This is a genomic window from Serratia sp. FGI94, from assembly GCF_000330865.1.
Lineage (GTDB): Bacteria > Pseudomonadota > Gammaproteobacteria > Enterobacterales > Enterobacteriaceae > Serratia_B > Serratia_B rubidaea.
The window spans coordinates 2753463-2778255 of sequence record NC_020064.1; the positions used below are offsets into that span (position 1 = coordinate 2753463).

The 24793-nt window shown below is 57.7% G+C and carries 25 protein-coding genes and 1 riboswitch; of the genes, 13 read left to right on the plus strand and 12 right to left on the minus strand.

Features of this window, described 5'->3' with window-relative positions:
* Window positions 1-103: 103 nt before the first annotated feature.
* On the minus strand, window positions 104-625 hold the full coding sequence (gene ftnA, locus D781_RS12515) for a non-heme ferritin (protein ID WP_015672699.1): 522 nt from the start codon (window positions 623-625) through the stop codon (window positions 104-106).
* Window positions 626-1013: 388 nt separating this feature from the next.
* Between ftnA and D781_RS12520 the strand changes: the two genes are divergently transcribed.
* A complete protein-coding gene (locus tag D781_RS12520) occupies window positions 1014-1244 on the plus strand; it encodes a DNA polymerase III subunit theta (protein ID WP_015672700.1) in 231 nt (76 codons plus the stop codon).
* Between the two features lie 46 nt (window positions 1245-1290).
* Here D781_RS12520 and pip read toward each other — a convergent pair whose 3' ends face one another.
* The gene (pip, locus tag D781_RS12525; RefSeq protein WP_041412134.1) at window positions 1291-2250 is read right to left on the minus strand and encodes a prolyl aminopeptidase; all 960 of its coding nucleotides are present in this window, start codon (window positions 2248-2250) and stop codon (window positions 1291-1293) included.
* 274 nt (window positions 2251-2524) lie between these two features.
* On the opposite strand from pip, the gene exoX reads away from it, so the two are divergent.
* Complete coding sequence (gene exoX, locus D781_RS12530) at window positions 2525-3193, plus strand: exodeoxyribonuclease X (protein ID WP_015672702.1); 669 nt, start codon at window positions 2525-2527, stop codon at window positions 3191-3193.
* Window positions 3194-3226: 33 nt separating this feature from the next.
* Here the strand turns inward: exoX and D781_RS12535 are convergent, their stop codons facing one another.
* From D781_RS12535 to cspC, 7 genes are all read right to left on the minus strand, one after another.
* Window positions 3227-5260: a prolyl oligopeptidase family serine peptidase gene (locus tag D781_RS12535; RefSeq protein WP_015672703.1), complete on the minus strand. Its 2034-nt coding sequence runs from the start codon at window positions 5258-5260 to the stop codon at window positions 3227-3229.
* A 104-nt stretch (window positions 5261-5364) separates the two neighbouring features.
* Complete coding sequence (locus D781_RS12540) at window positions 5365-6018, minus strand: tellurite resistance TerB family protein (RefSeq protein WP_015672704.1); 654 nt, start codon at window positions 6016-6018, stop codon at window positions 5365-5367.
* A 180-nt stretch (window positions 6019-6198) separates the two neighbouring features.
* Window positions 6199-6564 (minus strand): protein YebF, encoded by a 366-nt coding sequence (gene yebF, locus D781_RS12545; RefSeq protein WP_015672705.1) that lies wholly within the window; start codon window positions 6562-6564, stop codon window positions 6199-6201.
* 62 nt (window positions 6565-6626) lie between these two features.
* Window positions 6627-6935 carry a N(4)-acetylcytidine aminohydrolase gene (yqfB, locus tag D781_RS12550; protein WP_015672706.1) on the minus strand — a complete coding sequence of 103 codons (309 nt, stop codon included), beginning with the start codon at window positions 6933-6935 and terminating at the stop codon, window positions 6627-6629.
* 38 nt (window positions 6936-6973) lie between these two features.
* Entirely contained in the window at window positions 6974-7294 is a 321-nt protein-coding gene (locus tag D781_RS12555; RefSeq protein ID WP_015672707.1) for a YebG family protein, read from the minus strand.
* Between the two features lie 85 nt (window positions 7295-7379).
* The gene (gene dbpA / locus D781_RS12560; RefSeq protein ID WP_015672708.1) at window positions 7380-8762 is read right to left on the minus strand and encodes an ATP-dependent RNA helicase DbpA; all 1383 of its coding nucleotides are present in this window, start codon (window positions 8760-8762) and stop codon (window positions 7380-7382) included.
* 174 nt (window positions 8763-8936) lie between these two features.
* A complete protein-coding gene (gene cspC / locus D781_RS12565; RefSeq protein ID WP_015672709.1) occupies window positions 8937-9146 on the minus strand; it encodes a cold shock-like protein CspC in 210 nt (69 codons plus the stop codon).
* A 519-nt stretch (window positions 9147-9665) separates the two neighbouring features.
* Between cspC and D781_RS12570 the strand changes: the two genes are divergently transcribed.
* The 3 genes from D781_RS12570 (at window position 9666) to purT (ending at window position 11778) form a co-directional block, all read left to right on the plus strand.
* Window positions 9666-10181 carry a DUF2778 domain-containing protein gene (locus tag D781_RS12570; RefSeq protein WP_233494138.1) on the plus strand — a complete coding sequence of 172 codons (516 nt, stop codon included), beginning with the start codon at window positions 9666-9668 and terminating at the stop codon, window positions 10179-10181.
* On the plus strand, window positions 10156-10419 hold the full coding sequence (locus D781_RS12575) for a hypothetical protein (RefSeq protein WP_015672711.1): 264 nt from the start codon (window positions 10156-10158) through the stop codon (window positions 10417-10419). The genes D781_RS12570 and D781_RS12575 overlap by 26 nt, the downstream gene beginning before the upstream one ends.
* A gap of 180 nt (window positions 10420-10599) precedes the next feature.
* Entirely contained in the window at window positions 10600-11778 is a 1179-nt protein-coding gene (gene purT, locus D781_RS12580) for a formate-dependent phosphoribosylglycinamide formyltransferase (RefSeq protein WP_015672712.1), read from the plus strand.
* 44 nt (window positions 11779-11822) lie between these two features.
* Here the strand turns inward: purT and D781_RS12585 are convergent, their stop codons facing one another.
* Together D781_RS12585 and D781_RS12590 are read right to left on the minus strand one after the other, a co-directional pair.
* Entirely contained in the window at window positions 11823-12059 is a 237-nt protein-coding gene (locus D781_RS12585; RefSeq protein ID WP_080062354.1) for a YoaH family protein, read from the minus strand.
* Window positions 12060-12133: 74 nt separating this feature from the next.
* The gene (locus D781_RS12590) at window positions 12134-13138 is read right to left on the minus strand and encodes a glycosyltransferase (protein ID WP_015672714.1); all 1005 of its coding nucleotides are present in this window, start codon (window positions 13136-13138) and stop codon (window positions 12134-12136) included.
* A gap of 288 nt (window positions 13139-13426) precedes the next feature.
* Between D781_RS12590 and pabB the strand changes: the two genes are divergently transcribed.
* The 4 genes from pabB to D781_RS12615 all read left to right on the plus strand — a co-directional run bounded on the left by pabB (window position 13427) and on the right by D781_RS12615 (window position 19057).
* Window positions 13427-14800: an aminodeoxychorismate synthase component 1 gene (pabB, locus tag D781_RS12595; RefSeq protein ID WP_015672715.1), complete on the plus strand. Its 1374-nt coding sequence runs from the start codon at window positions 13427-13429 to the stop codon at window positions 14798-14800.
* The gene (locus D781_RS12600) at window positions 14797-15375 is read left to right on the plus strand and encodes a CoA pyrophosphatase (protein WP_015672716.1); all 579 of its coding nucleotides are present in this window, start codon (window positions 14797-14799) and stop codon (window positions 15373-15375) included. Before pabB ends, D781_RS12600 begins: the two co-directional genes overlap by 4 nt.
* 448 nt (window positions 15376-15823) lie before the next feature.
* Window positions 15824-17188, plus strand: coding sequence for an L-serine ammonia-lyase (sdaA, locus tag D781_RS12610; protein WP_015672717.1), 1365 nt, complete (start codon window positions 15824-15826; stop codon window positions 17186-17188).
* A gap of 273 nt (window positions 17189-17461) precedes the next feature.
* Complete coding sequence (locus tag D781_RS12615) at window positions 17462-19057, plus strand: EAL domain-containing protein (RefSeq protein ID WP_015672718.1); 1596 nt, start codon at window positions 17462-17464, stop codon at window positions 19055-19057.
* A 32-nt stretch (window positions 19058-19089) separates the two neighbouring features.
* Here D781_RS12615 and D781_RS12620 read toward each other — a convergent pair whose 3' ends face one another.
* Window positions 19090-20637, minus strand: coding sequence for a TerC family protein (locus tag D781_RS12620; RefSeq protein WP_015672719.1), 1548 nt, complete (start codon window positions 20635-20637; stop codon window positions 19090-19092).
* Window positions 20638-21185: 548 nt separating this feature from the next.
* Between D781_RS12620 and manX the strand changes: the two genes are divergently transcribed.
* Genes manX through D781_RS12640 form a run of 4 tightly spaced genes read left to right on the plus strand, consistent with a single transcriptional unit; the run spans window position 21186 to window position 24393 of the window.
* Window positions 21186-22151, plus strand: a complete 966-nt coding sequence (manX, locus tag D781_RS12625; protein WP_015672720.1) for a PTS mannose transporter subunit IIAB — start codon at window positions 21186-21188, stop codon at window positions 22149-22151.
* A gap of 54 nt (window positions 22152-22205) precedes the next feature.
* Complete coding sequence (locus D781_RS12630) at window positions 22206-23006, plus strand: PTS mannose/fructose/sorbose transporter subunit IIC (protein ID WP_015672721.1); 801 nt, start codon at window positions 22206-22208, stop codon at window positions 23004-23006.
* A gap of 15 nt (window positions 23007-23021) precedes the next feature.
* Entirely contained in the window at window positions 23022-23867 is an 846-nt protein-coding gene (locus D781_RS12635) for a PTS mannose transporter subunit IID (protein WP_015672722.1), read from the plus strand.
* Window positions 23868-23922: 55 nt separating this feature from the next.
* The gene (locus D781_RS12640; protein WP_015672723.1) at window positions 23923-24393 is read left to right on the plus strand and encodes a DUF986 family protein; all 471 of its coding nucleotides are present in this window, start codon (window positions 23923-23925) and stop codon (window positions 24391-24393) included.
* 205 nt (window positions 24394-24598) lie between these two features.
* A riboswitch (yybP-ykoY riboswitch) is annotated at window positions 24599-24781 on the plus strand.
* Window positions 24782-24793: the final 12 nt, after the last annotated feature.

Sequence of the window (24793 nt, forward strand, 5' to 3'; positions counted from 1 at the left end):
ATTTTTCAAAATGGCAGCACGTTTCGCTGTATACCCGCATTAACGACAGGCATAAAAAAACCGCACCGGCATCTGCCTGGCGCGGTTTTTTTCCGGGCTGAGATTACAGCTGGCCGTTGCTGCTGCTTTCGCCGGCCGCGCCCATTTTCTTCAGATCCTTGTCGATAAAGAACAGCGCGTTGCCGCTGGTACCGACCAGCGCCAGCTTATCCAGCACGGATTTGAACAGTTTCTCTTCTTCATGCTGCTCGGCGACGTACCACTGCAGGAAGTTGAAGGTTGAGTAATCGTGGGTAGTCATCGCCACGTGCGCCAGTTCGTTGATCTGACGGGTGATCAGCTGCTCGTGCTCGTAGGTCTGCTGGAAGACATCCGCCAGCGACTCAAACTCCACCGGCGGCGCGGCAATGCTGCCCAGCAGCGGCAGCGCGCCGGTATCGCTCAGGTAGTCGAACAGGCGCTGCATATGCTGCATCTCTTCCTGAGAATGCTCCTTCAGGAAGGCGGCGGCACCTTCGAAGCCTTTATCCGCACACCAGGCGCTCATCTGCAAATACAGGTTCGCTGAATAAAACTCCAGGTTGAGTTGTTCATTCAGCTGCTTGGTCATTTCTTGCGTCAGCATAGTTATTCCTTTTAATTCCGCAGGCCAGTTCTTTATATGCCGCGTATTATGCCCCGCCGAAAACAAAATAAAAACAGTTGATTTACATCAATGTGGAATTAATCTTAATTTCCTTAATTATCATATAGTTAAAATTAAATGGCGTCAATGTTAATATTTATGATAATTATTTTCATCTTCCGATAAGTCTAAAGACGAATCATTCTTATTTAAAGTCATACCGCTGAACATCATAAATATAAATCATAATGGAACTGCCCATACTGCATATAAAAATAATTATCATTCCCTGAGTACACAGCGGAACAAGGCACGCCAGGCTTGCCAAGCGTCGCCCGGTGCATTACCTTTCTGCGCAGATAAATGCAGTATCAGTAAGGAGCATAGCGTGGGATACAATCTGGCAGAACTCTCGAAAGAAGAGATGGACAAGGTTAACGTGGATTTAGCCGCTTCCGGCGTGGCGTTCAAAGAGCGCTACAACATGCCGGTGATCCCTGAAGTGGTGGAGCGTGAGCAACCTGAACAGCTGCGCGATTATTTCCGCGAACGCGTCATTCACTACCGGATGGAATCGCACAAGTTCTCACGCCTGCCTTACGAACCGAAAAGCAAATAACAGCCGCGGCGGATGCGCGCTTCCCCTATCCGCCGCGTTCAAACGCTCAGACCACTTTGCCGGCAAAACGGTCGGTAGCCAGCATCAGCTGGTGCAGGATCCCCGGTTCATCAAACGAGTGCCCCGCCCCTTCAACAATATGCAGTTCAGCCTCCGGCCATGCCTGCGCCAGATCCCAGGCGTTTTGCACCTGACAGGCCATATCATAGCGGCCATGCACAATCACCGCGGGAATATGGCGAATCAGCGGCACGTTGCGCAGCAGCTGATCGTCGCTTTGCAAAAAGCCCTGATGAGTGAAGTAGTGGTTCTCAATGCGGGCAAACGCTAACGCAAAGTCATCCTCGCCAAATGCCGCCGACTCGCTGCTGGGCAGCAGCGTAACGGTTTCCCCTTCCCAGATGCTCCACAGTTTTGCCGCTTCCAGCTGCACCTCGAGGTCGTCGCTGGTCAGACGCCGGCGATAGGCGGCAATCACATCCTGACGTTCCTCAGTGGAAAGAATCGACAGTACGCGCTGCCATTTTTCCGGGAAGAAACGTGAGGCGCCATCCTGGTAATACCACGACAGCTCCTGCTTACGCAGCGTAAAGATGCCGCGCAGCACCAGTTCGCTGACGCGCTGCGGGTGGCTCTGCGCATAGGCCAGCGCCAGCGTCGAGCCCCAGGAGCCGCCGAAGACCAGCCACTGCTCCACGCCGGCCATTTCACGCAGCCGCTCGATATCGTCGACCAAATGCCAGGTGGTATTGTTGTCCAGGCTGGCGTGCGGCCGCGAGCGCCCGCAGCCGCGCTGATCGAACAGCAATACTTTATAGCGCTCCGGGTCGAACAACTGCCGGTGATAAGGGGCAATGCCGCCCCCCGGCCCACCGTGGATAAACACCGCCGGTTTCCCCTCCGGGTTACCGCTTAATTCCCAGTAGATCCGATGACCGTCTCCGGTATCCAACCAGCCACTGTCATACGCTGCTAACGGCGGATATAACCCGCGTAATTGTTCCATGGCGCTTTCCGTCTCTCTGTGAATGATGCCTTCATCAAAGCCCAAGCCCGGCATCAGGTCAACGGTAAAACCTGAAAACTCCGACGGATCACCGCCCGTTCGCGTTCGTTTGCTTAAAATGAATACGGCCAGCCGCAATAATGGTTATCCAGCCGCCACCTTTCGGCGATTTAATCAGCAGCGGTCAAGCACCCGATCGCACAGATCTGCCAAGCAGCGTTTGGCTACCGCTTCGACTGCCGTTATGCTAGGAGGAAAAAGAGGAAAGCATGACATGACGTTACGCATTATTGATACTGAAACCTGCGGCCTGGACGGCGGCATTGTTGAAGTCGCCTCCGTCGATCTGATCGACGGCCAACTGGCAAACCCGATGAACGATTTGGTGTGCCCGGACCGCCCCATCAGCATTGACGCGATGGCCATTCACCATATTACTGAGGCGATGGTCGAGGATAAGCCGCGGATCGCCGTCGCCATTGGCCGCTATATCGGCAGCGACTACTATGTGGCGCATAACGCCTCCTTCGACCGTGGCGTGCTGCCGGAAATGCAAGGGCGCTGGATTTGTACCCTCAAGCTGGCGCGCATGCTGTACCCGGATATCAAGTACGGCAACCAATATCTGCGCTATGCGCTGAACCTTGATGTGCAGCTGCCGCAGGACAATACGTTGTACCCGCACCGGGCGCTGTATGACTGCTACGTCACCGCCGCCCTGCTGCAACGGATTATCAAGGATTCTTCCTGGAGCGCCGAGGAGATGGCCGATATCACCGAACGGCCGGCGCTGATAAAGACCTTTAAGTTCGGTAAATATCGCGGCCGGCTGATTGAGCAAATCGCTCAGGAGGATCCGGGCTATTTACACTGGATGCTGAAAAACCTCACCGACCTCAACCCGGACATGAAGCACACGCTGAAGTACTACCTGATTGGCTAACGCAACGGGCGGCACAGGCCGCCCGTCACCTCGTTATTCGGCCAGCGACAGAATAAAGGCGTATTCCAGCGCGATATCCTCATAGGCTTTGAAACGGCCGGACTTGCCGCCGTGGCCGGAGTCCATATCGGTATACAACAGCAGCTGACGATCGTCGGTTTTCAGCTCGCGCAGTTTCGCCACCCATTTGGCCGGCTCCCAATACTGCACCTGCGAATCGTGCAGGCCGGTGGTCACCAGCAGGTGCGGATAGGCCTGCGCCTGCACCCGATCGTAAGGGCTGTACTGCTTGATGTAGTCGTAATACGGCTTCTCGTTCGGATTGCCCCACTCATCATACTCGCCGGTGGTCAGCGGAATCGACTCGTCCAGCATGGTGGTCACCACGTCGACAAACGGCACCTGCGCCACCACGCCGTGGAACAGCGCTGGCTGCTGGTTGATCACCGCGCCCATCAGCAACCCGCCGGCGCTGCCGCCCATGGCGAACACCTGCCCGGCGGCGCCATAGCCTTGTTCGACCAACGCTTCGGTTACGTCGATAAAGTCGTTAAAGGTGTTTTGCTTGTTGAACAGCTTACCATCCTCATACCACAGCTGCCCCAGCTCACCGCCGCCGCGGATATGCGCCAGCGCAAACACAAAGCCGCGATCCAGCAGGCTCAGGCGGCTGCCGCTGAAGGCTGGATCCATACTGCTGCCGTAAGAGCCATAGCCGTACACCAGCAGCGGATTACCGCCCTGGTTAAACCGATCCGTGCGATACACCAGCGAAACCGGCACCTCAACGCCGTCGCGCGCCTTCACCCACACCCGCTCGCTGCGGTAGTTTTCCGGCGTAAAGTTGTTGACCTCCTGCTGTTTGAGCAACCGACGCTCGCCGCTATCGAGGTTCAGCTCATACAGGCTGGCCGGCGTGGTCATCGAGGAGTAGCCATAGCGCAGCAGCGCGGTTTCCGGCTCCGGGTTGTAATCCAGCCAGGTGACATAGGTCGGGTCGTCGAAGGCGATGCGCTGCTCTTCACCGCTGTGCCAGTGGATTTGCCGCAGCTGCGTCAGGCCGGCGCTGCGCTCTTCCACCACCAGCCAGTCGCGGAACAGCTCAAAACCTTCCAACATCACCGCATCACGCGCGGCGATCAGCGTCTGCCACTGCGCTTCGTCCGCCGTATCGCTCTGATACAGGCCGAAGTTTTTGCCGTCTTTGTTGGAGCGGATATAGAAGGTCTGCCGGTAGTGATCGATGGCATATTCATGATCTTTGCGACGCGGCACGAACACCTGCGGCTGCGCATCGGGCCGATCGGCGTCCAGCAGCAGAATTTCCGAGGTGGTGGTGCTGCTGAGGTGGATCAGGATATAGCGTTCTGAGGTGGTTTTTTCCAGGCCGACATAGAAGGTGTCGTCGGTTTCTTCATACACCAGCCGGTCATCGGCCGGATCCGTGCCCACAACGTGATGGTAGACCTGATACGGCAGCAGCGTCTGCGGATGCTTACGCACGTAATACACGCTGGCGGAATCATTGCTCCATTCGAAATTGCCGGAAGTGTTTTCCAGCACCTCTTGCGCCCAGACGTCATCCGGCAGGTTTTTAAAGCGGATATCATATTGGCGGCGCGACAGGAAATCTTCCGCCACCGCCATCATGCGGTTGTCCGGGCTGATGTCCAGGCCGCCCAAGGTATAAAACTCACGCCCCTGCGCCCGCTGGTTGCCGTCCAGCAGCGTCTGCCAGTCGTCGCTCTCTGCCGCCGGCTGGCGCACATAGAGCGCGTATTCATTACCGGGTTCGTAGCGCGTCTGGTAACGGTAGCCGTTACGCACATAGGGCGCAGAATGTTCCTGCTGCGGAATGCGCGCCACCATCTCCTGATACAGCGCTTCACGCAGTGTCTGCTGCGGCTGCAGCATGGCGTCGGTATAGGCGTTTTCCGCCTGCAGATACGCCAGCACCTGCGGATCGCTGCGCTCGTCGTCGCGCAGCCAGTAGTAATCATCAACGCGGGTATCGCCGTGCATCGTCATCGGGTACGGGCGTTTTTCCGCCTTCGGAGGGGTCATCATTACCAAATCATCCACTTACGTCCATTGATGGACGTAGGGTGGCATGATTGCCCCCGCCTTAACAAGTAGGCGCCGCAGCTTTTATCCGTTGCGGCGCCGTCAGGTCATGCCAGTTCACGTTTTTTCTGGTTCACATCGCCCTCAATCCCCTGTTTGACGTCGTCGGGAATTTTCAGCGAGCGCGCCAACGCATCAAGGTAGCCCCGCTCCATAAAGTGGTCGACATCGATCACCATGCAGCTGAGGTAGTACACTTCCAGCGCTTCCTCTTCGTTCTTCACGCCGAACGCCAGCGCATCAGGGTTGAGCGGCTGTTCAATTGCCTGCTGTACCCAGGCCTGCGCCTCCTCGCCGATCTGCAACTGCGTCAGGCTGTCGTCAATGGCGCGGCGCTCATCGTCGTCAATATGGCCGTCGCTTTTCGCCGCAAAGACCAGCGCCTGCACCAACCGCTTGGCGCGCAGATCAACCGGCGTCGACTGCATGCCGAACTGCGGTTCATCCTGGTGGGTATCTTTCACCCGCGATTTATACTTGTTCCACAGCACCGCGCCCGCTGCAGCGCTGCCGCCGATAATCAGCGCGTTCTTGCCAAACTTGCCGACCAGCTTGCGCGAGGATTTATTCGCCAGCAATACGCCAACCAGCCCGCCCAGCGCGCCGGGAGCCAATAACTTGCCGATGCCTTCGGTACTGCCGTTCGAGCCGCTTTTTTGCCCTAACAGCGATTGAATCTGCTGCATCCAACTGTTTTTCATCGCATCCCCTCGCATGGATAGTAAAGCGAACGGGCGCCGGTACCGGCACGCCGCTGAAACGCCAGATTAGGGGATTTTTTGTCAATTAACGTATGGCGGGGAAAATTTGTGTGAAGCGTCAGCCAAAGTGGCAAGAAAGGTTGGCCAATCAGGGCGCCGTTGCCGCGCCCTGTCGCAGGGTTACTGCGGTTCGCTGTAGGCGATATCGCCGGTTTTACAGTTAAGGGTCACGCGATAGGTTTTATCTGTTTTACTGCCGCGCACCGTTAACGGCACCTGCCAAAGATCGTCCTCGCCGCTGACCGCGTCCGGGCTGACCCAGGCGACCGGCGTTGCGGTGCCGAGCAGTTTTTTATCCGAGGCCCAGCGCGTAATGCGGTTTTGCAGGAAGTCGCGCTTTACCTGTGCGGCCACGTCCGCCGCCTGCAGCCCACTGCACAGGCCCACTTTCGCCGTCCGCTGCTCGTGCTGCTGCGCCTGAGCGCCGCCGGCAAAACCAACGATAACCGCCAGCGCGGCGGCCAGCCCCAATCCTGTTGCTCTCATATACCCTCCAGTTGTCGTTACACTACCCGGAGAGCGCTGATGGCATCAGGCCTGACAGGCGATCAACGTGTGCGAAATACGATCGCAAACAGTTCATCCACTCCCGGATAGATCTCCTTGATAACCTGCCTCAGCGCATCGAGCGACATGTTTTCCTGCCTGGCATGCTGCTCGTTCAGCGCATCCAGACGGACCGGCGTCACCGACAGCACCTCGATAAAACAGAAAAACGCCCCGTCTTCATGGCGGCTGACGCGTAATACTTCGCCGGGTTGGAAATGCGATTCGCTGGCATCACGCAGGGTGATGGTTTTGCGTCCGGCTAAAATATCCTGCTCGAAACGGCTGAAGAAAGTGATTTCACCGCCCATTTTAGATCCTTTTTTATCACAATGCTGCAACATAGTGCTTAAGCGGCCTGTTTTTCAGACGCGCCTTCCGCTTTTGCCGCCGCTTTCTTCTCGCCCTTCGGCTTTGCCGCCTTGGCGTCCGCCTGCTGCGGCGCGCCGCCGCGCAGAATGTGCGTCAGCATCTCTTTATGCTCCGCCAGGAAGAAGCTCAGCGTATCACGCTGTTCCTCGTCCAGCGCCAGCGGCGCCTGCTGCAGCCATTCACCGAGATTATCGGCCAGATCGAGCATTTTGTCGTAAGCGTCGGCTTCCTTTTTGCTGGCGAACGTCATTTTTTCCTCACCGTTTCTGACCACTACGTATTTAACTTCAACCGCCATGCGTATTCCCCAAAAGATTTAAATACTGTTTATTTGTACAGTATAAATAATGCTGTCCGGAGGCACAAGCGGCCTCCGCGGTTAATTATTTCAGCAGGCGCGCCTTGCAGTTTTTCCCTTTGATTTTGCCTTCGCGCAGGCGCTGTAACGCCTTACGGGCGCTATTTTTGCGGATGGCCACGTAGGCATGCATCGGGAACATATCAATTTTCCCCACTTCCGCCGCGGTCAGCCCCGCCTCGCCGGTCAACGCGCCTAGAATATCGCCGGGACGGATTTTCGCCTTGCGGCCGCCGTCGATGCACAGCGTGGCCATCTCCGCCTCCAGCGGCGCGTTGCTCGCCCCGCTCAGTTCGCTCACCGGCGCCCACGTCAGATCCAGCTGCAGATACTCCTCCAGCGCGTGCGCCCGCACCATTTCCTGCGGCGTGCACAGGGTGATCGCCTGGCCGCTCATGCCGGCGCGACCGGTGCGCCCGACGCGGTGCACATGCACCTCTGGGTCGAAGGCCATTTCGTAGTTCACCACCAGCTCAAGATCCTTGATATCCAGACCGCGCGCGGCAACGTCGGTCGCCACCAGAACGCGACAGCTGCGGTTGGCGAAACGCACCAGCACCTGATCGCGATCGCGCTGTTCCAGATCGCCATGCAGCGCCAGCGCGCTGATGTCGCGCGCTTCCAGCGCATCGCACACGCTCTGGCAATCGCGCTTGGTATTGCAAAACACCACGCAGGAGGCCGGCTGATAGTGGCGGATGGCGGCCAGCAGCAGCGCCGGACGCTGGTCACGCGTCGTCTCATAGAAGCGCTGTTCGATGGTCAGCGGCGCGTCGTCGTCGGCCACTTCAACGCTGAGCGGCGTCCGCTGCACGCGGGCGCTGATGCGCTCGATGCCGTCAGGATAGGTGGCGGAAAACAGCAGCGTCTGACGCTGCGGCGGCGTATAGGCAATCACGTCATCGATATCGTCGGCAAACCCCATGTCCAGCATGCGGTCGGCTTCGTCGAGCACCAGCACGCTCAGCGCGTCCAGCTGCAGCGTTTTTTTCCGCAGGTGTTCCTGCACGCGTCCCGGCGTCCCCACCACGATATGCGGCGCATGCACCAGCGAATCCAGCTGCGGCCCCATCGGCTGGCCGCCGCACAGCGTAAGAATTTTAATATTCTGGGTAAAGCGCGCCAGGCGGCGCAGCTCTTTGCTGACCTGATCGGCCAGTTCGCGCGTTGGGCACAGCACCAGCGCCTGCGTCGCCACCTGCCCGACGTTGATTTTATCCAGCAGGCCGATGCCGAACGCCGCCGTTTTACCGCTGCCGGTTTTGGCCTTGGCGCGAACGTCCTGCCCTTGCAAAATGGCGGGCAGCGCCGCGGCCTGCACCGGCGTCATGGCGGCATACCCCAGTTCGTTGAGGTTAGCCAGCTGCGCGGCTGGCAGCGGCAGGGAAGAAAAGGAAACTGTGCTCACGGCGATAAACTCTTTATAGGCGGATGAAAAGGCGGCGCTGCCGGACGGCAGCTGATTCTAGGGGCAGATGATAACAGATAAGGCCCGGCGGCGTCATAATACCTGGCGGCCGTTCCCGGCAAATGCGCATAAAAAAACCCGCCTGAAGCGGGTTTTTCAGCAGCGGGTCGCTAATTAGATAGCAACAACATCGGCTGCAGCCGGGCCACGTTGGCTGTCCTGGATGGAGAACTCAACCTGCTGGCCTTCTGCCAGAGTCTTGAAGCCATCGCTAACGATTGCGGAAAAATGAACGAAAACGTCCTTAGAACCGTCGGCTGGAGTGATAAAGCCGAAGCCTTTGCTTTCGTTAAACCATTTTACGTGACCAGTGATCTTAGCCATTTGACTTTCCTTTACTTGATAAACCTGCCTTTACGGCACTTACGGCGCGAAGGCCCTGCGTTATGTAGGTCTTCTTTCACCGCTGATTATTAACGCATAATCATGCCTGCAGGGCAAATTTTTTCGCTAATTCGGGGGGAAACCGGTACGACATCTTTCACGTAAGGCGCTGATTATGGAAGTGTTAAGCAACAGACGCTCTGGCTTGATGAGTCTTCCTATTTGTAAGACCCCAGCTCCGCAACCGCCGGTAAAACTCCGCGCCCGACACAAAGTGGGAACCCTCGCCAGATCTCGGTGGGTAAAGAGGTCCGACTCCGGCTGTCGGCCAGACCTGAAGACACCGACATGCGAAACAAGCTGACAAGACTTCCGGTCGGCAAAGAAAACGCCTAGGATTATCGACCAAAAATAAGGACAAAAAGCAAGCGGTTAGGCAGTTCCCGGCTGTTTACTATTTCTGCATAATTTCTATCAGGAGCAGTTAACTAAGGAGAGTTGCTGATGCAGATATGCAGAATGGATTATAACGATGTGTCCGCCGACAAGAGGCGTTTAAAGCTTCACGTCTACGGCGTTGGTGTCTTCCCGGTATTCAGCGGTATTGAGCCTGTTACCAACATAGCCCAATGCGCTTTCAAGAAGAACGCAGCACTACCCGTTGGCACCTACTGGATTGTCGATCGCCCGTCCGGGAGTATCCGTAATCAGATACAGACGTTCATTAAGGACTTCAAAAACGGGACCAATCACGACGAATGGTTCGGCCTCTACAGTGCCAGTACAATGAGCGACTCTGTGTTCGTGAATGGCGTTGAACGTGGAGCATTCAGGCTTCACCCCTTGCGACCCAATGGTGAGGGAGAGAGCTGGGGTTGTATAACCTTTTACAATATACCGGACTTCCAGCTCGTCAGGCGCTCACTCTTGCAACAGAAGAAAGTAAGGGTCCCCGGTGGCCGAGGTCTTATGGCATACGGTAAAGTTGAAGTTATGGGAAGGACTGACTATGCGTCATGCGACATTCATTACTAATGCGTCCTTATGGCTTGCCTGCATGGTCGTAGCGTTTTTTATTGTGCTGTTTCCATTGGGTGGACTGCTGGATTACCTGTCCCAAGCAAGCAACGACTTTCTGAATAAGACCGGACTGGGATTCGCTGATGGAGAAGCAGACCCGTCCTTTCTTTGGGTCCTGTTGGCATTGATGCTCATCACCGCCGCCCTCCTGATGTCTGTCATCAGGTGGAGCATCCGTAAGTTCAAACGCTAATCTCAGCGCCAAGGGGCGTATAGGTTCCGAGCGTGTGTCCCACTTCAGCAACACACACAACCTGTGAGATAACCGGCGCGGGTCGCGGGCGGCAGGCACGCCGGCTGTCAACGCAATCGTTTTCGTATATACTGCGCGCTGGTTTGCATTTGGCTTCACTTTCACATCAGGTACGAAATTATGCTAACGATTGGAACCGCCCTGCGCCCCGGCGCCACCCGCGTCATGCTGCTCGGATCCGGCGAACTGGGCAAAGAAGTGGCGATCGAATGCCAGCGTCTGGGGCTAGAGACGATTGCCGTCGACCGTTACGCCGACGCGCCGGCAATGCACGTGGCGCACCGCAGCCACGTCATCAATATGCTGGACGGCGAGGCGCTGAAGGCCGTTATCGAACAGGAACGTCCCGACTATATCGTGCCGGAGGTTGAAGCTATCGCCACCGACATGCTGGTGCAGCTGGAGCAGCAGGGTCACCGCGTCGTTCCGTGCGCCGAGGCCACTCGCCTGACCATGAACCGTGAAGGCATTCGCCGTCTGGCGGCGGAGACGCTTGGGCTACCCACCTCCACCTACCGCTTTGCCGACGATGAAGAGAGCTGCCGACAGGCGATCGCGCACATCGGCTACCCCTGCATTATCAAGCCGGTGATGAGTTCGTCCGGCAAAGGTCAGAGCCTGCTGCGCGACCCTTCCCAACTGAGCGCCGCTTGGGAGTACGCCCAGCGCGGCGGCCGCGCCGGCGGTGGCCGGGTTATTGTTGAAGGGCTGGTCAAATTCGATTTTGAAATTACCCTGCTGACCATCAGCGCCGTTGACGGCGTGCATTTCTGCGCGCCCATCGGCCACCGTCAGGAAGACGGCGACTATCGCGAATCCTGGCAGCCGCAGCAGATGTCCGCCCTGGCGCTGGAGCGGGCGCAGCAGATTGCCGCCCAGGTCGTTAAAGCGCTCGGCGGTTACGGTCTGTTCGGCGTAGAGCTGTTCATCTGCGGCGATGAGGTGATTTTCAGCGAGGTATCGCCGCGCCCGCATGACACCGGCATGGTCACGCTGATTTCGCAGGACGTATCGGAATTTGCGCTGCACGTACGCGCCTTTCTCGGCCTGCCGATCGGCGCCATTCGCCAGTTCGGCCCGGCGGCCTCCGCCGTGATCCTCCCCACGCTCGACAGCGACGATCTGCGCTTTAGCGGCCTGGCGCAGGCGCTGGAGGGCACCAATCAGCTGCGTCTGTTCGGCAAACCGACAATTGCCGGCCGGCGTCGTTTAGGCGTCGCGCTGACCTGCGGTGACACCACCGATCAGGCGGTTGAACGGGCCAAACGGGCAGCGGCGGCGGTGGTGGTTCAGGGTTAACCCAAAGAAACGGGCGCCGCAGGACGCGGCGCCCGGATATGGCCTCAGTAATCGTCTTCTTCGTCTTCGCGCTGCGGCCCGGCATCCCGGGAGGCCTCCTGCGCTTCCGGCGCGCCGTCCTCCTCCTCGTCAAACAGCACGGCAACCCGCTCGCCCTGATGCTTTTCACGAATTTCCTGCGCAACGCGGGCGATGGCTTCGCCGCTGCTCATGCCCTGCTCCATCAGCTGATGGATACGCTCTGCGGCTTCCTGCTGTTCCTGGTGGTTCAGCGACGGCATTCCAAGCATGTTTATACCTCCGGCAAATTTGGAGGGGGATTATACCGCGCGTTACCATCGCCGCAAGCCCGGCGTCACGCCGCCTGCGAACAGCCGCTATCCTCGCTGCGCCACTGTTTCAGGCGGCGACGCCACAGCATCACATGCCAGTTCTGTTTAATGCCGCGCGCATTGGCAGCCATGATGCTGTCTATGCCGCGCTGATAAAATTCGCGCACGATTTGCTGCTGTGCCGCCAGCTCCGGCTCGCGGCGTACGCTGTGGCAAATCCCCAGCGCCTCGCGGGTAATCTGCCAGTGAAACGCCGGGCGGATGGCGATGCGGTCGGCGTAGCGACGGTTCAGCGCCACCAGCATCTCGATGATCTTCATATAGTGGCGCTGATAGTCGACGTTCGCCGCGCCGGTGCGCCGACGGTTGCTGATCGACTGACCGTGTACGCGCTGGCGATACAGCGGCGTGCTGAGGTATTTCACCCGCCTGGCGTTAAACATCACCTCGGTCGTCCACGGAATATCCTGATGATGGAGTCCCGGTTCAAAATAGAGCCGGTGTTGCTTAATAAAATCAAGCCGATAAATCGCCAGCCACACCACGTGAATAAATTTTCGCGAATTTAGTGCACGCTCAAACCAGCGCGGTCCGCTAATAACCTCGGTGGATGCCAAACGCTGCGCCGGAATAATCGGCAACAGTTCGTCGCTGTGTTCAAAATAACGTTCGCCGTTGCACTGCATCACATCCAGCTGATGTTTTTCCGCCTGCGCGATCAATGTGGCGTACATCTCCGGCGACAATAAATCATCCGCATCGGGAAACGCGACGTACTTACCGCGCGCCGCCGCCAGGCCGCGGTTGCGCGCCACGGAAACCCCGGCATTGGCCTGATCGATCACCTGAATATGTTCATAACGTGCCGCATAGCGGTGCGCTATTTCCGCGGAACCATCGGTGGCGCCGTCATTAACGATAATAACTTCCAGACGTTGTTCCTGTTGCGCCAATAAAGACTCAAGAAATGGCTCCAGTAATTCGCCCACATTATGCATCGGGACGATAACGCTCAGCATTAACGACATAATTTTGCTCTATTGCTTATTATCAGGCGAAAAACAGACCTGTTTGATGCTGCATTGCTGGTTAACACGCCATGCAGCCGCCGTGACCGAAAAGTCAGTTATCACTCAAGGAAATGTAATTACCCTGTAAATATTCGTGAATCTTTGCATATTTAAATTTCGTTTAAGGAGCAAAAAATGCTTAGCCGGCTATCTTCTTTCCTGTGCGCTACGCATGCGCAAAGCGCGCCGATGTGGCAAACTAGCGCCCCAACACCGACGTCCCGTTAGCCAGGTTTATTACAATTCATGACTGCCACTGCTCCGCACCTTAAATCCCTGCCCTATAGCCGCGATACGCTGCTGCAGCTGTTTTCCCCGTTGTCCGCGCAGCCGTGGGCCATGCTGCTGCATTCCGGCTTTGCCGAGCACTCGCATAACCGGTTTGATATTTTGGTGGCTGACCCCTGTGCCACGCTGACCACCCACGGCGCGGTGACGGAAATCCGCCGTGACGGCGACAGCCTGAGTTCAACGGAGGATCCCTTCACCCTGTTGCAACAGCAGCTGTCGGCGCTGCCTTTCTCGCCGCCGGCCGACGACGATCTGCCGTTTCAGGGCGGTGCGCTGGGGCTGTTCGGTTACGATCTGGGGCGGCGGGTGGAAACGTTGCCGACGCTGGCCGAGGCGGAGCTGGCGCTGCCGGACATGGCCGTCGGCATTTATGACTGGGCGCTGATCGCCGATCATCATCGGCAGCGGCTTACCCTGCTGAGCTACGACGATGTCGAGCAGCGCTGGCAGTGGCTGAGAAGCCATCAACGCCCTGCGCCGGCGGCGTTCCGGCTCACCGGCCCCTGGCAGGCGAACATGACGCGAGCGCAATACGGCGAGAAATTCCAACGTATTCAACAATACCTGCGCAGCGGCGACTGCTACCAGATCAACCTGGCTCAGCGTTTCTCCGCCCCCTATCAGGGCGACGAGTGGCAGGCCTTCCTACGGCTGAACGACAGCAACCGCGCGCCGTTCTCCGCCTTTTTACGGCTGCCGCACAATGCGGTGCTGAGCATTTCGCCGGAACGTTTTCTGTGGCTGGAGCGCCAGCAGGTACAAACCCGGCCGATCAAGGGCACGCTGCCGCGACTGGCCGACCCGCAACAGGACGCGGCGCAGGCGCAGCGGCTGGCCGCGTCGCCGAAAGACCGCGCCGAGAATCTGATGATCGTCGATCTCCTGCGCAATGATATCGGCCGCGTCGCGCAGCCCGGCAGCGTACGCGTGCCTGAACTGTTCGTCGTCGAGCCTTTCCCCGCGGTGCATCATCTGGTCAGCACCATTACCGCCCGGCTGCCGGCCGCCACGCCGGCGAGCGAGCTGCTGCGCGCCTGTTTTCCCGGCGGCTCGATTACCGGTGCGCCCAAGGTGCGGGCCATGGAAATTATTGAGGAACTGGAGCCACAGCGGCGTAGCGCCTACTGCGGCAGCATCGGCTATCTCAGCGCCTGCGGCACCATGGACACCAACATCACCATCCGCACGCTGATGACTGAAAACGGCCGCATTCACTGCGCCGCCGGCGGCGGTATCGTGGCCGACAGTGAGGAACAGGCGGAATATCAGGAAACTTTTGATAAAGTAGGCCGAATCTTACCGCAACTGGGGGAGTTTAATCCTTCGTGAACCCGCCGACCTATCCCACCACGCTGGCCGACTTTGTCAGCCGTTTTCAGCTACAGCAGCCGCAGGCGGTGCAAACGTCACACGGCGTACGCGCCGCCGCGGTGCTGGTGCCGATCGTCTGCCGGGAGGAGCCGACGCTGCTGCTGACCCGCCGCGCCGATACGCTGCGCAAACACGCCGGACAGGTGGCCTTCCCCGGCGGCAAGGCCGATCCGCAAGACGCATCGCTGATTGCCACCGCGCTGCGTGAAGCCGAAGAAGAGGTCGCCATTCCGCCCGCCGCGGTGCAAGTGCTCGGCCAAATGGCGCCGCTCGACAGCAGCAGCGGCTTTCGCGTGACGCCCATCGTCGGTCTGGTGCCGGCCGATGTGCGCTTCCACGCCAATGAAGGGGAAGTCGCGGACGTCTTCGAAATGCCGCTGCACGAAGCCCTGACGCTGTCGCGCTATTACCCGCTGGATATTCATCGCAACGGCTACCGCCACCGGGTGTATCTGTCCTGGTATCAGCGCCGCTTCGTCTGGGGCCTGACCGCCGCCATCATCCGCCGTCTGGCGCAGCAGGTCAGCCTGTAAGCCCGCGTTTAAGTGATCGCTATCACATCTCGTTCACGGATTATTCTGTCTTTCAACGCGAAAGCGATCGCCATCACTTCATCTGTTTGCCAATTCCACTATCTTGCAGACCATTGAGGTTTTAAAAAAACTGTAAACCCTCTCTTAAACATTACGATATGCCTGTAAAATACGGTCAATTGGTATAAACCTCTAAGCAAATAGGGTTATGCCGACGGCGCGTGGTGAAGGGAACGCCGGCGCGATGGCCCGAGGGAAACTCAGCGCGGCGCTGTTTTACGGCAGGCGTCACGCCCGCCGCCATCAGCCATTTGGTAACGCCACGGATTATTTTATTTCATGCGAAAAAGAGCGCCAAACCCGTAAGGCCTCTTTACAATATCGCTGTTCCCTGCGCGGTTTTTAACCGCCGCAGCCATAACAATATGCCTCTTTAAGGAGTTCTAGCGTGATTAGCGTTTTCGACATGTTTAAGATCGGCATCGGCCCGTCCAGCTCTCACACGGTTGGACCGATGAAAGCCGGCAAACAGTTTGTCGACGATCTGGTAAATAAAGGCCTGATGCCTTCTATCACGCGTGTTGCCGTTGATGTTTACGGCTCACTTTCGTTGACCGGTAAAGGTCACCATACCGATATCGCCATCATCCTCGGCCTGGCCGGCAACCTGCCGGACAGCGTCGATATTGACGGTATTCCGGGTTTTATCCGCGATGTAGAACAACGTCAGCGTCTGATGCTGGCAGGCGGCCTGCACGAAGTCGATTTCCCGCGCGACGGCGGCATGGTGTTTCGCAGCGACAACCTGCCGCTGCATGAAAACGGCATGTGCATCCACGCCTTCGCCGGCGATAAAGAAGTCTACAGCAACACTTACTACTCCATCGGCGGCGGTTTTATCGTCGACGAAGCGCATTTCGGCAAAGCCGACGTCAGTGAAGTGACGGTGCCCTATCCTTTCCATTCAGCGCGTGAAATGCTCGAACACTGCCATAACACCGGCCTGTCGCTGTCCGGCATGGTGATGCAGAACGAGCTGGCGCTGCACAGCAAGCAGGATATCGAGGCCTACTTCGGCAATGTCTGGCAGACCATGCGCGCCTGTATCGACCGCGGCCTGAATACCGAGGGCGTGCTGCCCGGCCCGCTGCGCGTACCGCGCCGCGCCTCGGCGCTGCGCCGCATGCTGGTCGCCTCCGACAAACTGTCCAACGACCCGATGAACGTCATCGACTGGGTCAATATGTTTGCCCTGGCGGTCAATGAAGAGAACGCCGCCGGCGGCCGCGTGGTAACCGCGCCGACCAACGGCGCCTGCGGCATCGTGCCGGCGGTGCTGGCCTATTACGACCACTTTATCGAATCGGTCAGCCCGGATATCTACATCCGCTACTTTATGGCCGCCGGCGCCATCGGCGCGCTGTATAAGATGAACGCCTCCATTTCCGGGGCGGAAGTCGGCTGTCAGGGCGAGGTCGGCGTTGCCTGTTCCATGGCCGCCGCCGGCCTGGCCGAACTGCTGGGCGGCAGCCCGGAGCAGGTCTGTGTCGCGGCAGAAATCGGCATGGAGCACAATCTGGGGCTGACCTGCGATCCGGTGGCCGGACAGGTGCAGGTTCCCTGCATTGAACGCAACGCCATCGCCTCGGTAAAAGCGATCAACTCGGCGCGCATGGCGCTGCGCCGCACCAGCGAACCGCGCGTATCGCTGGACAAGGTGATCGAGACCATGTACGAAACCGGTAAAGATATGAACGCCAAATATCGCGAGACCTCGCGCGGCGGCCTGGCGATTAAAGTCCAGTGTGACTAAGCCCTGAAAACCCCGCCAAACGGCGGGGTTTTTGTTTGTAATTCAGCAGCTAACTTACAGAAGTGACAGCGTCACTCGCGCATTACCGGCGCGCAGCGCTTCTATCCCCGGTTTAACCCGCGTTTTATCCCTTTGTTCCTGCCAACTGAAATAAATTATTACGCTACCATTCCGCCCTCTACCATCGTGACTAAAATTAACCGAGAATCAGAGGGTAGGAGAAAGTCCGATGCTGTACATTGGATGACTTAGCGCAACAAGGATTCAACGTCGATGTTAATGACCCAATTTGCTGTCAACAAGTACCGCCATTATCGCTGGTTGCTCTCCGGCGCGGTTGGGTTGGCGATCCTCTTTATCTCATTATACATTCGCTACTATCAGGAAGTTAAAACCATCGACCGCAGCCAGCAGCAGCTGGCGGCATACACCATTGCCAAAATCGAACGTTTGCTGCAGCCGGCCAGCGAACAGGCCCAGCACACCATGGCGCTGATTGGCCGCCCCTGCACTATCGTCACCCCGACGCTACGCTACCGCGCGGCGCAAAACCAGGCGCTGCGCTCCGTACTGCTGGTCAAAGATAACGATATTTACTGTTCCAGCCTGTTCGGCCCGCGCCAGTACCGGCTTGACGCCCTATTCCCGCAGTTGCATCCGAACGCCGGTACGCAGCTGGTGCTGCGTCCGTCGCTGGCGGTGGCCAAAGGGGTGCCGACGTTGATTATGTGGACGCCGAAGAGCCAGGAAACCCGCAGCGGTATTCTGCACGTGTTCAATATCGACCTGCTGTCGACCTTCCTGCTGGAGCCGCAGCAACCCTATGCTCAGCGCATCGTGCTTAACGTGGACGGCCAGAGCCTGGAGTACGCCAAACGCGAAATTATCGACAGCAGCACCCTACGCGGCGATCTACGCTATACCTCCGCCTCAGACCGCTACCCCTTTACCATCTCGCTGTTTGGCCCCTCAACCCAGCGTATGGCACTTGAGGCGTTGCCCGCCCATGTGCCGCTGGCGTTGCTGATCAGCCTACTGGCCGCCTACGTGGTCTATCTGATTACCGCCAACCGCATGAGCCTGTCTTACCATATCAGCCATGCCATCAACCGCCGTGAATTCCAGGTTTACTGCCAGCCGATCATCAACGGCGCCAGCGGCCGCTGTCTTGGCATCGAAATCCTGCTGCGCTGGAATAGCAAGCGGCAGGGCTGGATCTCGCCGGACGTGTTTATTCCGCTGGCCGAGCAGCACGGTCTGATTAACCCCCTGACCCGCTTTCTGATGACCACGGTGGTGGAAAATCTGGCGCTGTTTCCGCCGCGCCCTTCGTTTTATATCAGCATCAACGTCGCCGCCGAGCATTTCAACGCGCAGACGATCCTGGCCGATATCCGCCGTATCTGGCTGCCGGCCAATCCGATGCCATCGCTGATGCTGGAACTGACCGAGCGCACCGCGCTGTCGGAGATTCAGTACGAACATATTCGCGCGCTAAAAGATCTGGGGATTATGCTGGCGATTGATGACTTTGGTACCGGCCACAGCTCACTCAGCTATCTGAAAAAACTGAGTCCGGACGTGCTGAAAATCGACCGCGCCTTTACCGCCGCCATCGGTACCGACGCCATCAACGCCACCGTCACCGATACCATTATTACGCTCGCCCACCGCCTGAAGTTAAAGCTGGTAGCTGAAGGGGTAGAAACCGCCGAACAGGCCGATTACCTGTGTCTGCGTCAGGTCTATGCGCTGCAGGGGTATTATTTTGCCAAGCCGATGCCGATTCAGGCGTTTCCGCAGTGGCTGCAAAACTATGAAGAACGTCAACGCGCCGCGACGGAAGATCTGGATGCTGGGGAGAAATGACACCGGAGGCCTGAGCCTCCGGTTGATGATGATTACTCGGGGTCTGTCTGTTCCGGCAGCACCTGACTGATTCTCACCAGTTCAATGCGGTATTCGGACGCCGCCAGGATTTCAAAGCGCAATCCGTTCTGCTCCAGTACCTCGCCTATCGCCGGCATCTGCCCGTAATGCGACAGCAGGAAGCCGGCCAACGACGCGTAGTCTTCCGTCGGGCTCACCAGATCCTGGCAGTTCAGCGCCTGCTCCAACGAGTGCAGATCCGCACCGCCCTGCACCAGCCAGCTGTCACCGTCGGCCACGATATCCGGCGTTTCATCCTCGTCCGGGAACTCACCGGCGATCGCCTCCAGCACGTCCAGCGGCGTCACCAAACCCTGCACCACGCCGAACTCGTTGGTAACCACCACCAAACGCCCCTTGGCGCGACGCAGCACCGCCAGCAGGTTAATCACGTCCATGGTTTCCGGCACCACGATCGGCGGCGTACGCGCGGCAAATTCGGCGATATCCTCGCCCTGCTCCAGCGCCACCAGCAGATCCTTGGCGCGCACTACGCCGATCACTTCATCCAGCTCATCCCGGCACACCGGGAACAGGCTGTGCGGCGTATCCAGCAGCTGCGCCCGCACCTCGTCGCGTGAGCGATCGCAATCAACCCACGAGATTTCGGTACGCGGCGTCATCACGCTGCGCAGCGAACGCGAGGCCAGCGTCAGCACACCGCTGATCATATAGCGCTCTTCTTCCGCAAAGGTTTCATCCGCCGGCAGCAGCACGTCCTCCGTCGTCTGCTGCTGCGCGCGCTGCTGCCCCATCAAACGCATAATGGCTTCCGCAGTGCGCTCGCGCATCGGCCGGCGCTCCTGATGCTTGATAAAGTTGCGGCGCGCAATCTGGTTAAACAGCTCGATCAGGATCGAGAAGCCGATCGCCGCATACAGGTAACCTTTCGGAATATGCAGGCCGAAACCTTCTGCGATCAGACTAAGGCCGATCATCAGCAGGAAGCTCAGGCACAGCACCACAATGGTCGGGTGCGCATTGACGAAGTTGGTCAGCGGCTTGGACGCCAGCAGCATCACCGCCATGGCGATCACCACCGCGGTCATCATCACCGGCAGGTCGTTCACCATGCCGACGGCGGTAATCACCGCATCCAGTGAGAACACCGCATCGAGGATCACAATCTGCACCACCACCGCCCAGAATTTGGCGTAACCGCGGTTACCCTCATCCTGATGCGCGCGTCCTTCCAGCCTTTCGTGCAGCTCCATGGTGGCCTTAAACAGCAGGAACACGCCGCCGAACAGCAGGATCAAATCACGGCCGGAGAAGCTGAAGTCCGCCACGCTGAACAGCGGCGTGGTCAGCGTGACCATCCATGAAATCACCGACAGCAGCCCCAGACGCATAATCAGCGCCAGCGACAGCCCCAGAATTCGCGCCTTATCACGCAGCTTCGGCGGCAGTTTGTCCGCCAGAATGGCAATGAACACCAGGTTGTCGATACCCAGGACGATTTCCAATACCACTAAGGTCAGTAACCCGGCCCAAATTGAGGGGTCCATTAAAAATTCCATGTCAGACTCCGGAAAAAAGACGGATTAGCCAAGCGACGCGCAGGGACGATGAAACGCATGTCGGACGCGGTGCGGCGGAAATAGCAAAAGTTCGGGATGAGGGTACCGGGAAATGGCCGGACGGCCGTGTTTGCTTGTGTGGTGCCAACAGGTGGCGGATATAACCTTGGAAAACAGAGACTTCGGTGACAGTCCATAGGGTGGGCTGAGGCCCTTCACTCCTAATAATGAAAGAAGCGGATACTGTATCAGGAAAATTTTTACCCTCCAAGCCAATTTTAAATCATCGCGTGAGCTCACCAACAAGCTGAAAAAACATGCGATTTGTCTTAGTTAATAGCGGAGCAGCATCACACTATTTATTTTTTCGCTCACTAAAATAAATGACGGAAGCGGCGGTCCATCCGGCCGACCGGTAACAATACGGCGACCCGGGCCGACGCCGCCTTAGCGAATTTCACCCATAATGGATCTGAACTGCGAAAGTGACCGTCAGGAAGACGGCGAAAACAACGATCTGTACCTGAGGTTTAACGAGGAGGTAGCGAGTGGCAATAGCTATTATCATCGGCACGCACGGGAGCGCCGCAGAGCAGTTGCTGAAAACGGCGGAAATGCTATTGGGCGAACAAGACAACGTCGCCTTTATCGATTTCGTTCCCGGAGAGAATGCCGAAACTTTAATCGAAAAATACCAGGAAAAAATCCGCGGTCTTGATACCAGCGGCGGCCTGCTGTTTCTGGTGGATACCTGGGGCGGCAGCCCGTTCAACGCCGCCAGCCGGGTCGCCGTCGACCAGCCAAACTATGAAGTGGTCACCGGCGTCAACATTCCCATGCTGGTAGAAACCTTTATGGCGCGCGATGACGACCCGGGCTTCGATGAACTGGTCGCCATCGCGGTGGAAACCGGCCGCGAAGGCGTGAAGGCACTGAAAAAACCGCCGGAGGAAAGCGCCGCCCCCGCAGCAGCTGCGCCGGCACCGGCCAGCGCCACGCCCGCCGTGGCTCTTGGCCCCAACGACCATATGAAAATCGGCCTGGCGCGCATCGACGACCGTCTGATCCACGGCCAGGTCGCCACCCGTTGGACCAAGGAAACCAATGTGTCGCGCATTATCGTGGTCAGCGATGAGGTAGCCGCCGACAACGTGCGCAAAACCCTGCTTACCCAGGTCGCCCCGCCGGGCGTCACCGCCCACGTGGTCGACGTGGCAAAAATGGTCCGCGTGTGGAACAACCCGAAATACGCCAATGACCGCGTGATGCTGCTGTTTACCAATCCGACCGACGTCTGGCGTCTGGTGGAAGACGGCGTTGACATTAAGTCGGTCAATATCGGCGGTATGGCGTTCCGCCAGGGCAAAACCCAGGTGAATAATGCCGTCTCGGTGGATGAGAAAGATATCGAGGCGTTTAAAAAACTCAATGAGCGCGGCATTGAACTGGAAGTCCGCAAGGTCTCGTCCGATACGCGTTTAAAAATGATGGACCTGATAAACAAACTTAATTAATGGCGGCAGCCGTCATTATTCTACTCAGCGCTCTTGGTCAATAGGAGAAGTGCAATGGAGATAACCACGCTTCAGATTGTACTGATATTTATCGTTGCCTGTATTGCCGGCATGGGCTCCGTGCTGGATGAGTTCCAGTTCCACCGTCCTCTGGTCGCCTGTACTCTGATCGGCTTTATCCTCGGCGATATGAAAACCGGCATCATTATCGGCGGTACGCTGGAAATGATCGCCCTCGGCTGGATGAACATCGGCGCCGCGGTGGCGCCCGATGCGGCACTGGCCTCCATTATTTCCACCATTCTGGTTATCGCCGGCGGGCAGAGCGTCGGCGCCGGTATCGCGCTGGCTATTCCGCTGGCCGCGGCGGGCCAGGTATTAACCATTATCGTGCGTACGCTGACCGTCGCCTTCCAGCACGCGGCGGACAGCGCGGCCGAACGCGGCAGCCTGCGCGCCATCAGTTGGCTGCACGTCTCCGCCCTGCTGTTGCAGGCGATGCGTATCGCCATTCCGGCCGTGATCGTCGCGGTTTCCGTCGGCACCGCCGGGGTGCACGCGCTGCTAAACTCCATCCCGGAAGTGGTGACCTCCGGCCTGAATATCGCCGGCGGCATGATCGTCGTGGTCGGTTACGCCATGGTGATCAATATGATGCGCGCCGGCTATCTGATGCCGTTCTTCTACGCCGGCTTCGTTACCGCCGCCTTTACCGACTTCAACCTGGTGGCGCTGGGGGTTATCGGCGTGGTGATGGCCGTGCTGTATATCCAGCTCAGCCCTAAATATAACAAGCCGCAGGTGGTTCAGGGCGGTCCCGCCCAGGCGAACGACCTTGATAATGAACTGGACTAGGAATAGGTGAGAGAAATGGTTGATACCACTACAGCTCAAAAGAAACTGACGCCGGCCGACGTTCGCGGCGTATTTATCCGCTCTAACCTGTTTCAGGGATCGTGGAACTTCGAACGTATGCAGGCGCTGGGCTTCTGCTTCTCCATGGTGCCGGCAATCCGCCGCCTGTACCCGGAAAACAATGACCAGCGCAAACAGGCGATCAAACGCCACCTGGAATTTTTTAACACCCACCCTTACGTCGCCGCGCCGATCCTCGGGGTCACGCTGGCGATGGAAGAACAGCGCGCTAACGGCGCCCCTATCGATGACGCCGCCATCAACGGCATCAAGGTCGGGCTGATGGGGCCGCTGGCCGGCGTCGGCGACCCGATCTTCTGGGGCACCATGCGGCCGGTGTTCGCCGCGCTGGGCGCCGGCATCGCCCTGACCGGCAGCCTGCTGGGGCCGATTCTGTTCTTCGTGCTGTTTAACCTGGTGCGGATGCTGGTGCGTTATTACGGCGTGGCCTACGGCTACCGTAAGGGCGCCGATATCGTTAACGACATGGGCGGCGGCTTCCTGCAGAAACTGACGGAGGGGGCGTCGATTCTTGGCCTGTTTGTCATGGGGGCGCTGGTCAACAAGTGGACGCACGTCAACATTCCGCTGGTGGTATCGAAAATCACCGACCAGACCGGGCATACCACCGTCACCACAGTGCAGACCATTCTCGACCAGCTGATGCCGGGCCTGATCCCGCTGCTGCTGACCTTCGGCTGTATGTGGCTGCTGCGTAAAAAGGTCAATGCGCTATGGATCATCCTGGGGTTCTTCGTCATCGGCATCTTCGGTTACTGGATCGGCCTGCTGGGTGAATAAACCACCGTTATATGCCGGGGGCCTGCCCCCGGCTTTTGCTGTTAGGGAGTTTAAGATGTCGCTGACGGATATCGCCATCGCGCTGTTTATCGTTTTACTGTTGCTGTACGCCGTGTATGACGAATTCATTCAGGACAGGCGTCAAGGCCCGACGCTGCTCAAGGTAAAACTCAAACGCCGCAGCCGCATCGACAGCCTGATTTTTGTCGCGCTGCTGGCTATTTTGCTGTACCGCAATCTGGTCAGTCAGGGTTCACCATTGACCAGCTGGTTATTAATCGCTTTGGCGCTGGTTGCCATATATCTTGCTTATATTCGCTGGCCGACGCTGCTATTTAAAACGCAGGGGTTCTTTTATGCCAATGCCTTTATTGCCTATTCCCGCATCAAGGCAATGAATTTAACCGAAGATGGCATTCTGGTGATTGCGTTGGAACAGCGGCGCTTATTGATTCAGGTCGCCCAGTTAGACGACCTGCAAAAGATTTATGAATTTTTTGTTGAAAATCAAAAAATTAAATTATAACCCGCTTGCAATCCATCAAATCCGGCGACGAGAATGGCTAATTTAACCGCTACGCCGCCGATTTTTCGCTTATTATTTCCACAACAACAGCATCACTATCTGTTTTATATTTCGCCTGCAAATATTTAATGAAAACAATTATCAATTTCATCAAATACCCACAGGAATTAAACGTTGTCTTTGGCAAAAATAATATGGTAAGGTTGCGCCCGTCATTGGGGAGTAGCCGGTTTCTGATTAACGAAAATCAGAAACGCCCGTATCAACATACTCGTTTTGTCGTCTGAAACGTGGTGCGGGCAGCCAGAGTCAGGTTGGCGAGACCATAGGCACGTAACTCCGTCGTTTGGTTGGGGGTGGGTTACGTGTATATGGAGCCGCCCGGCCGAGACTATTTCAC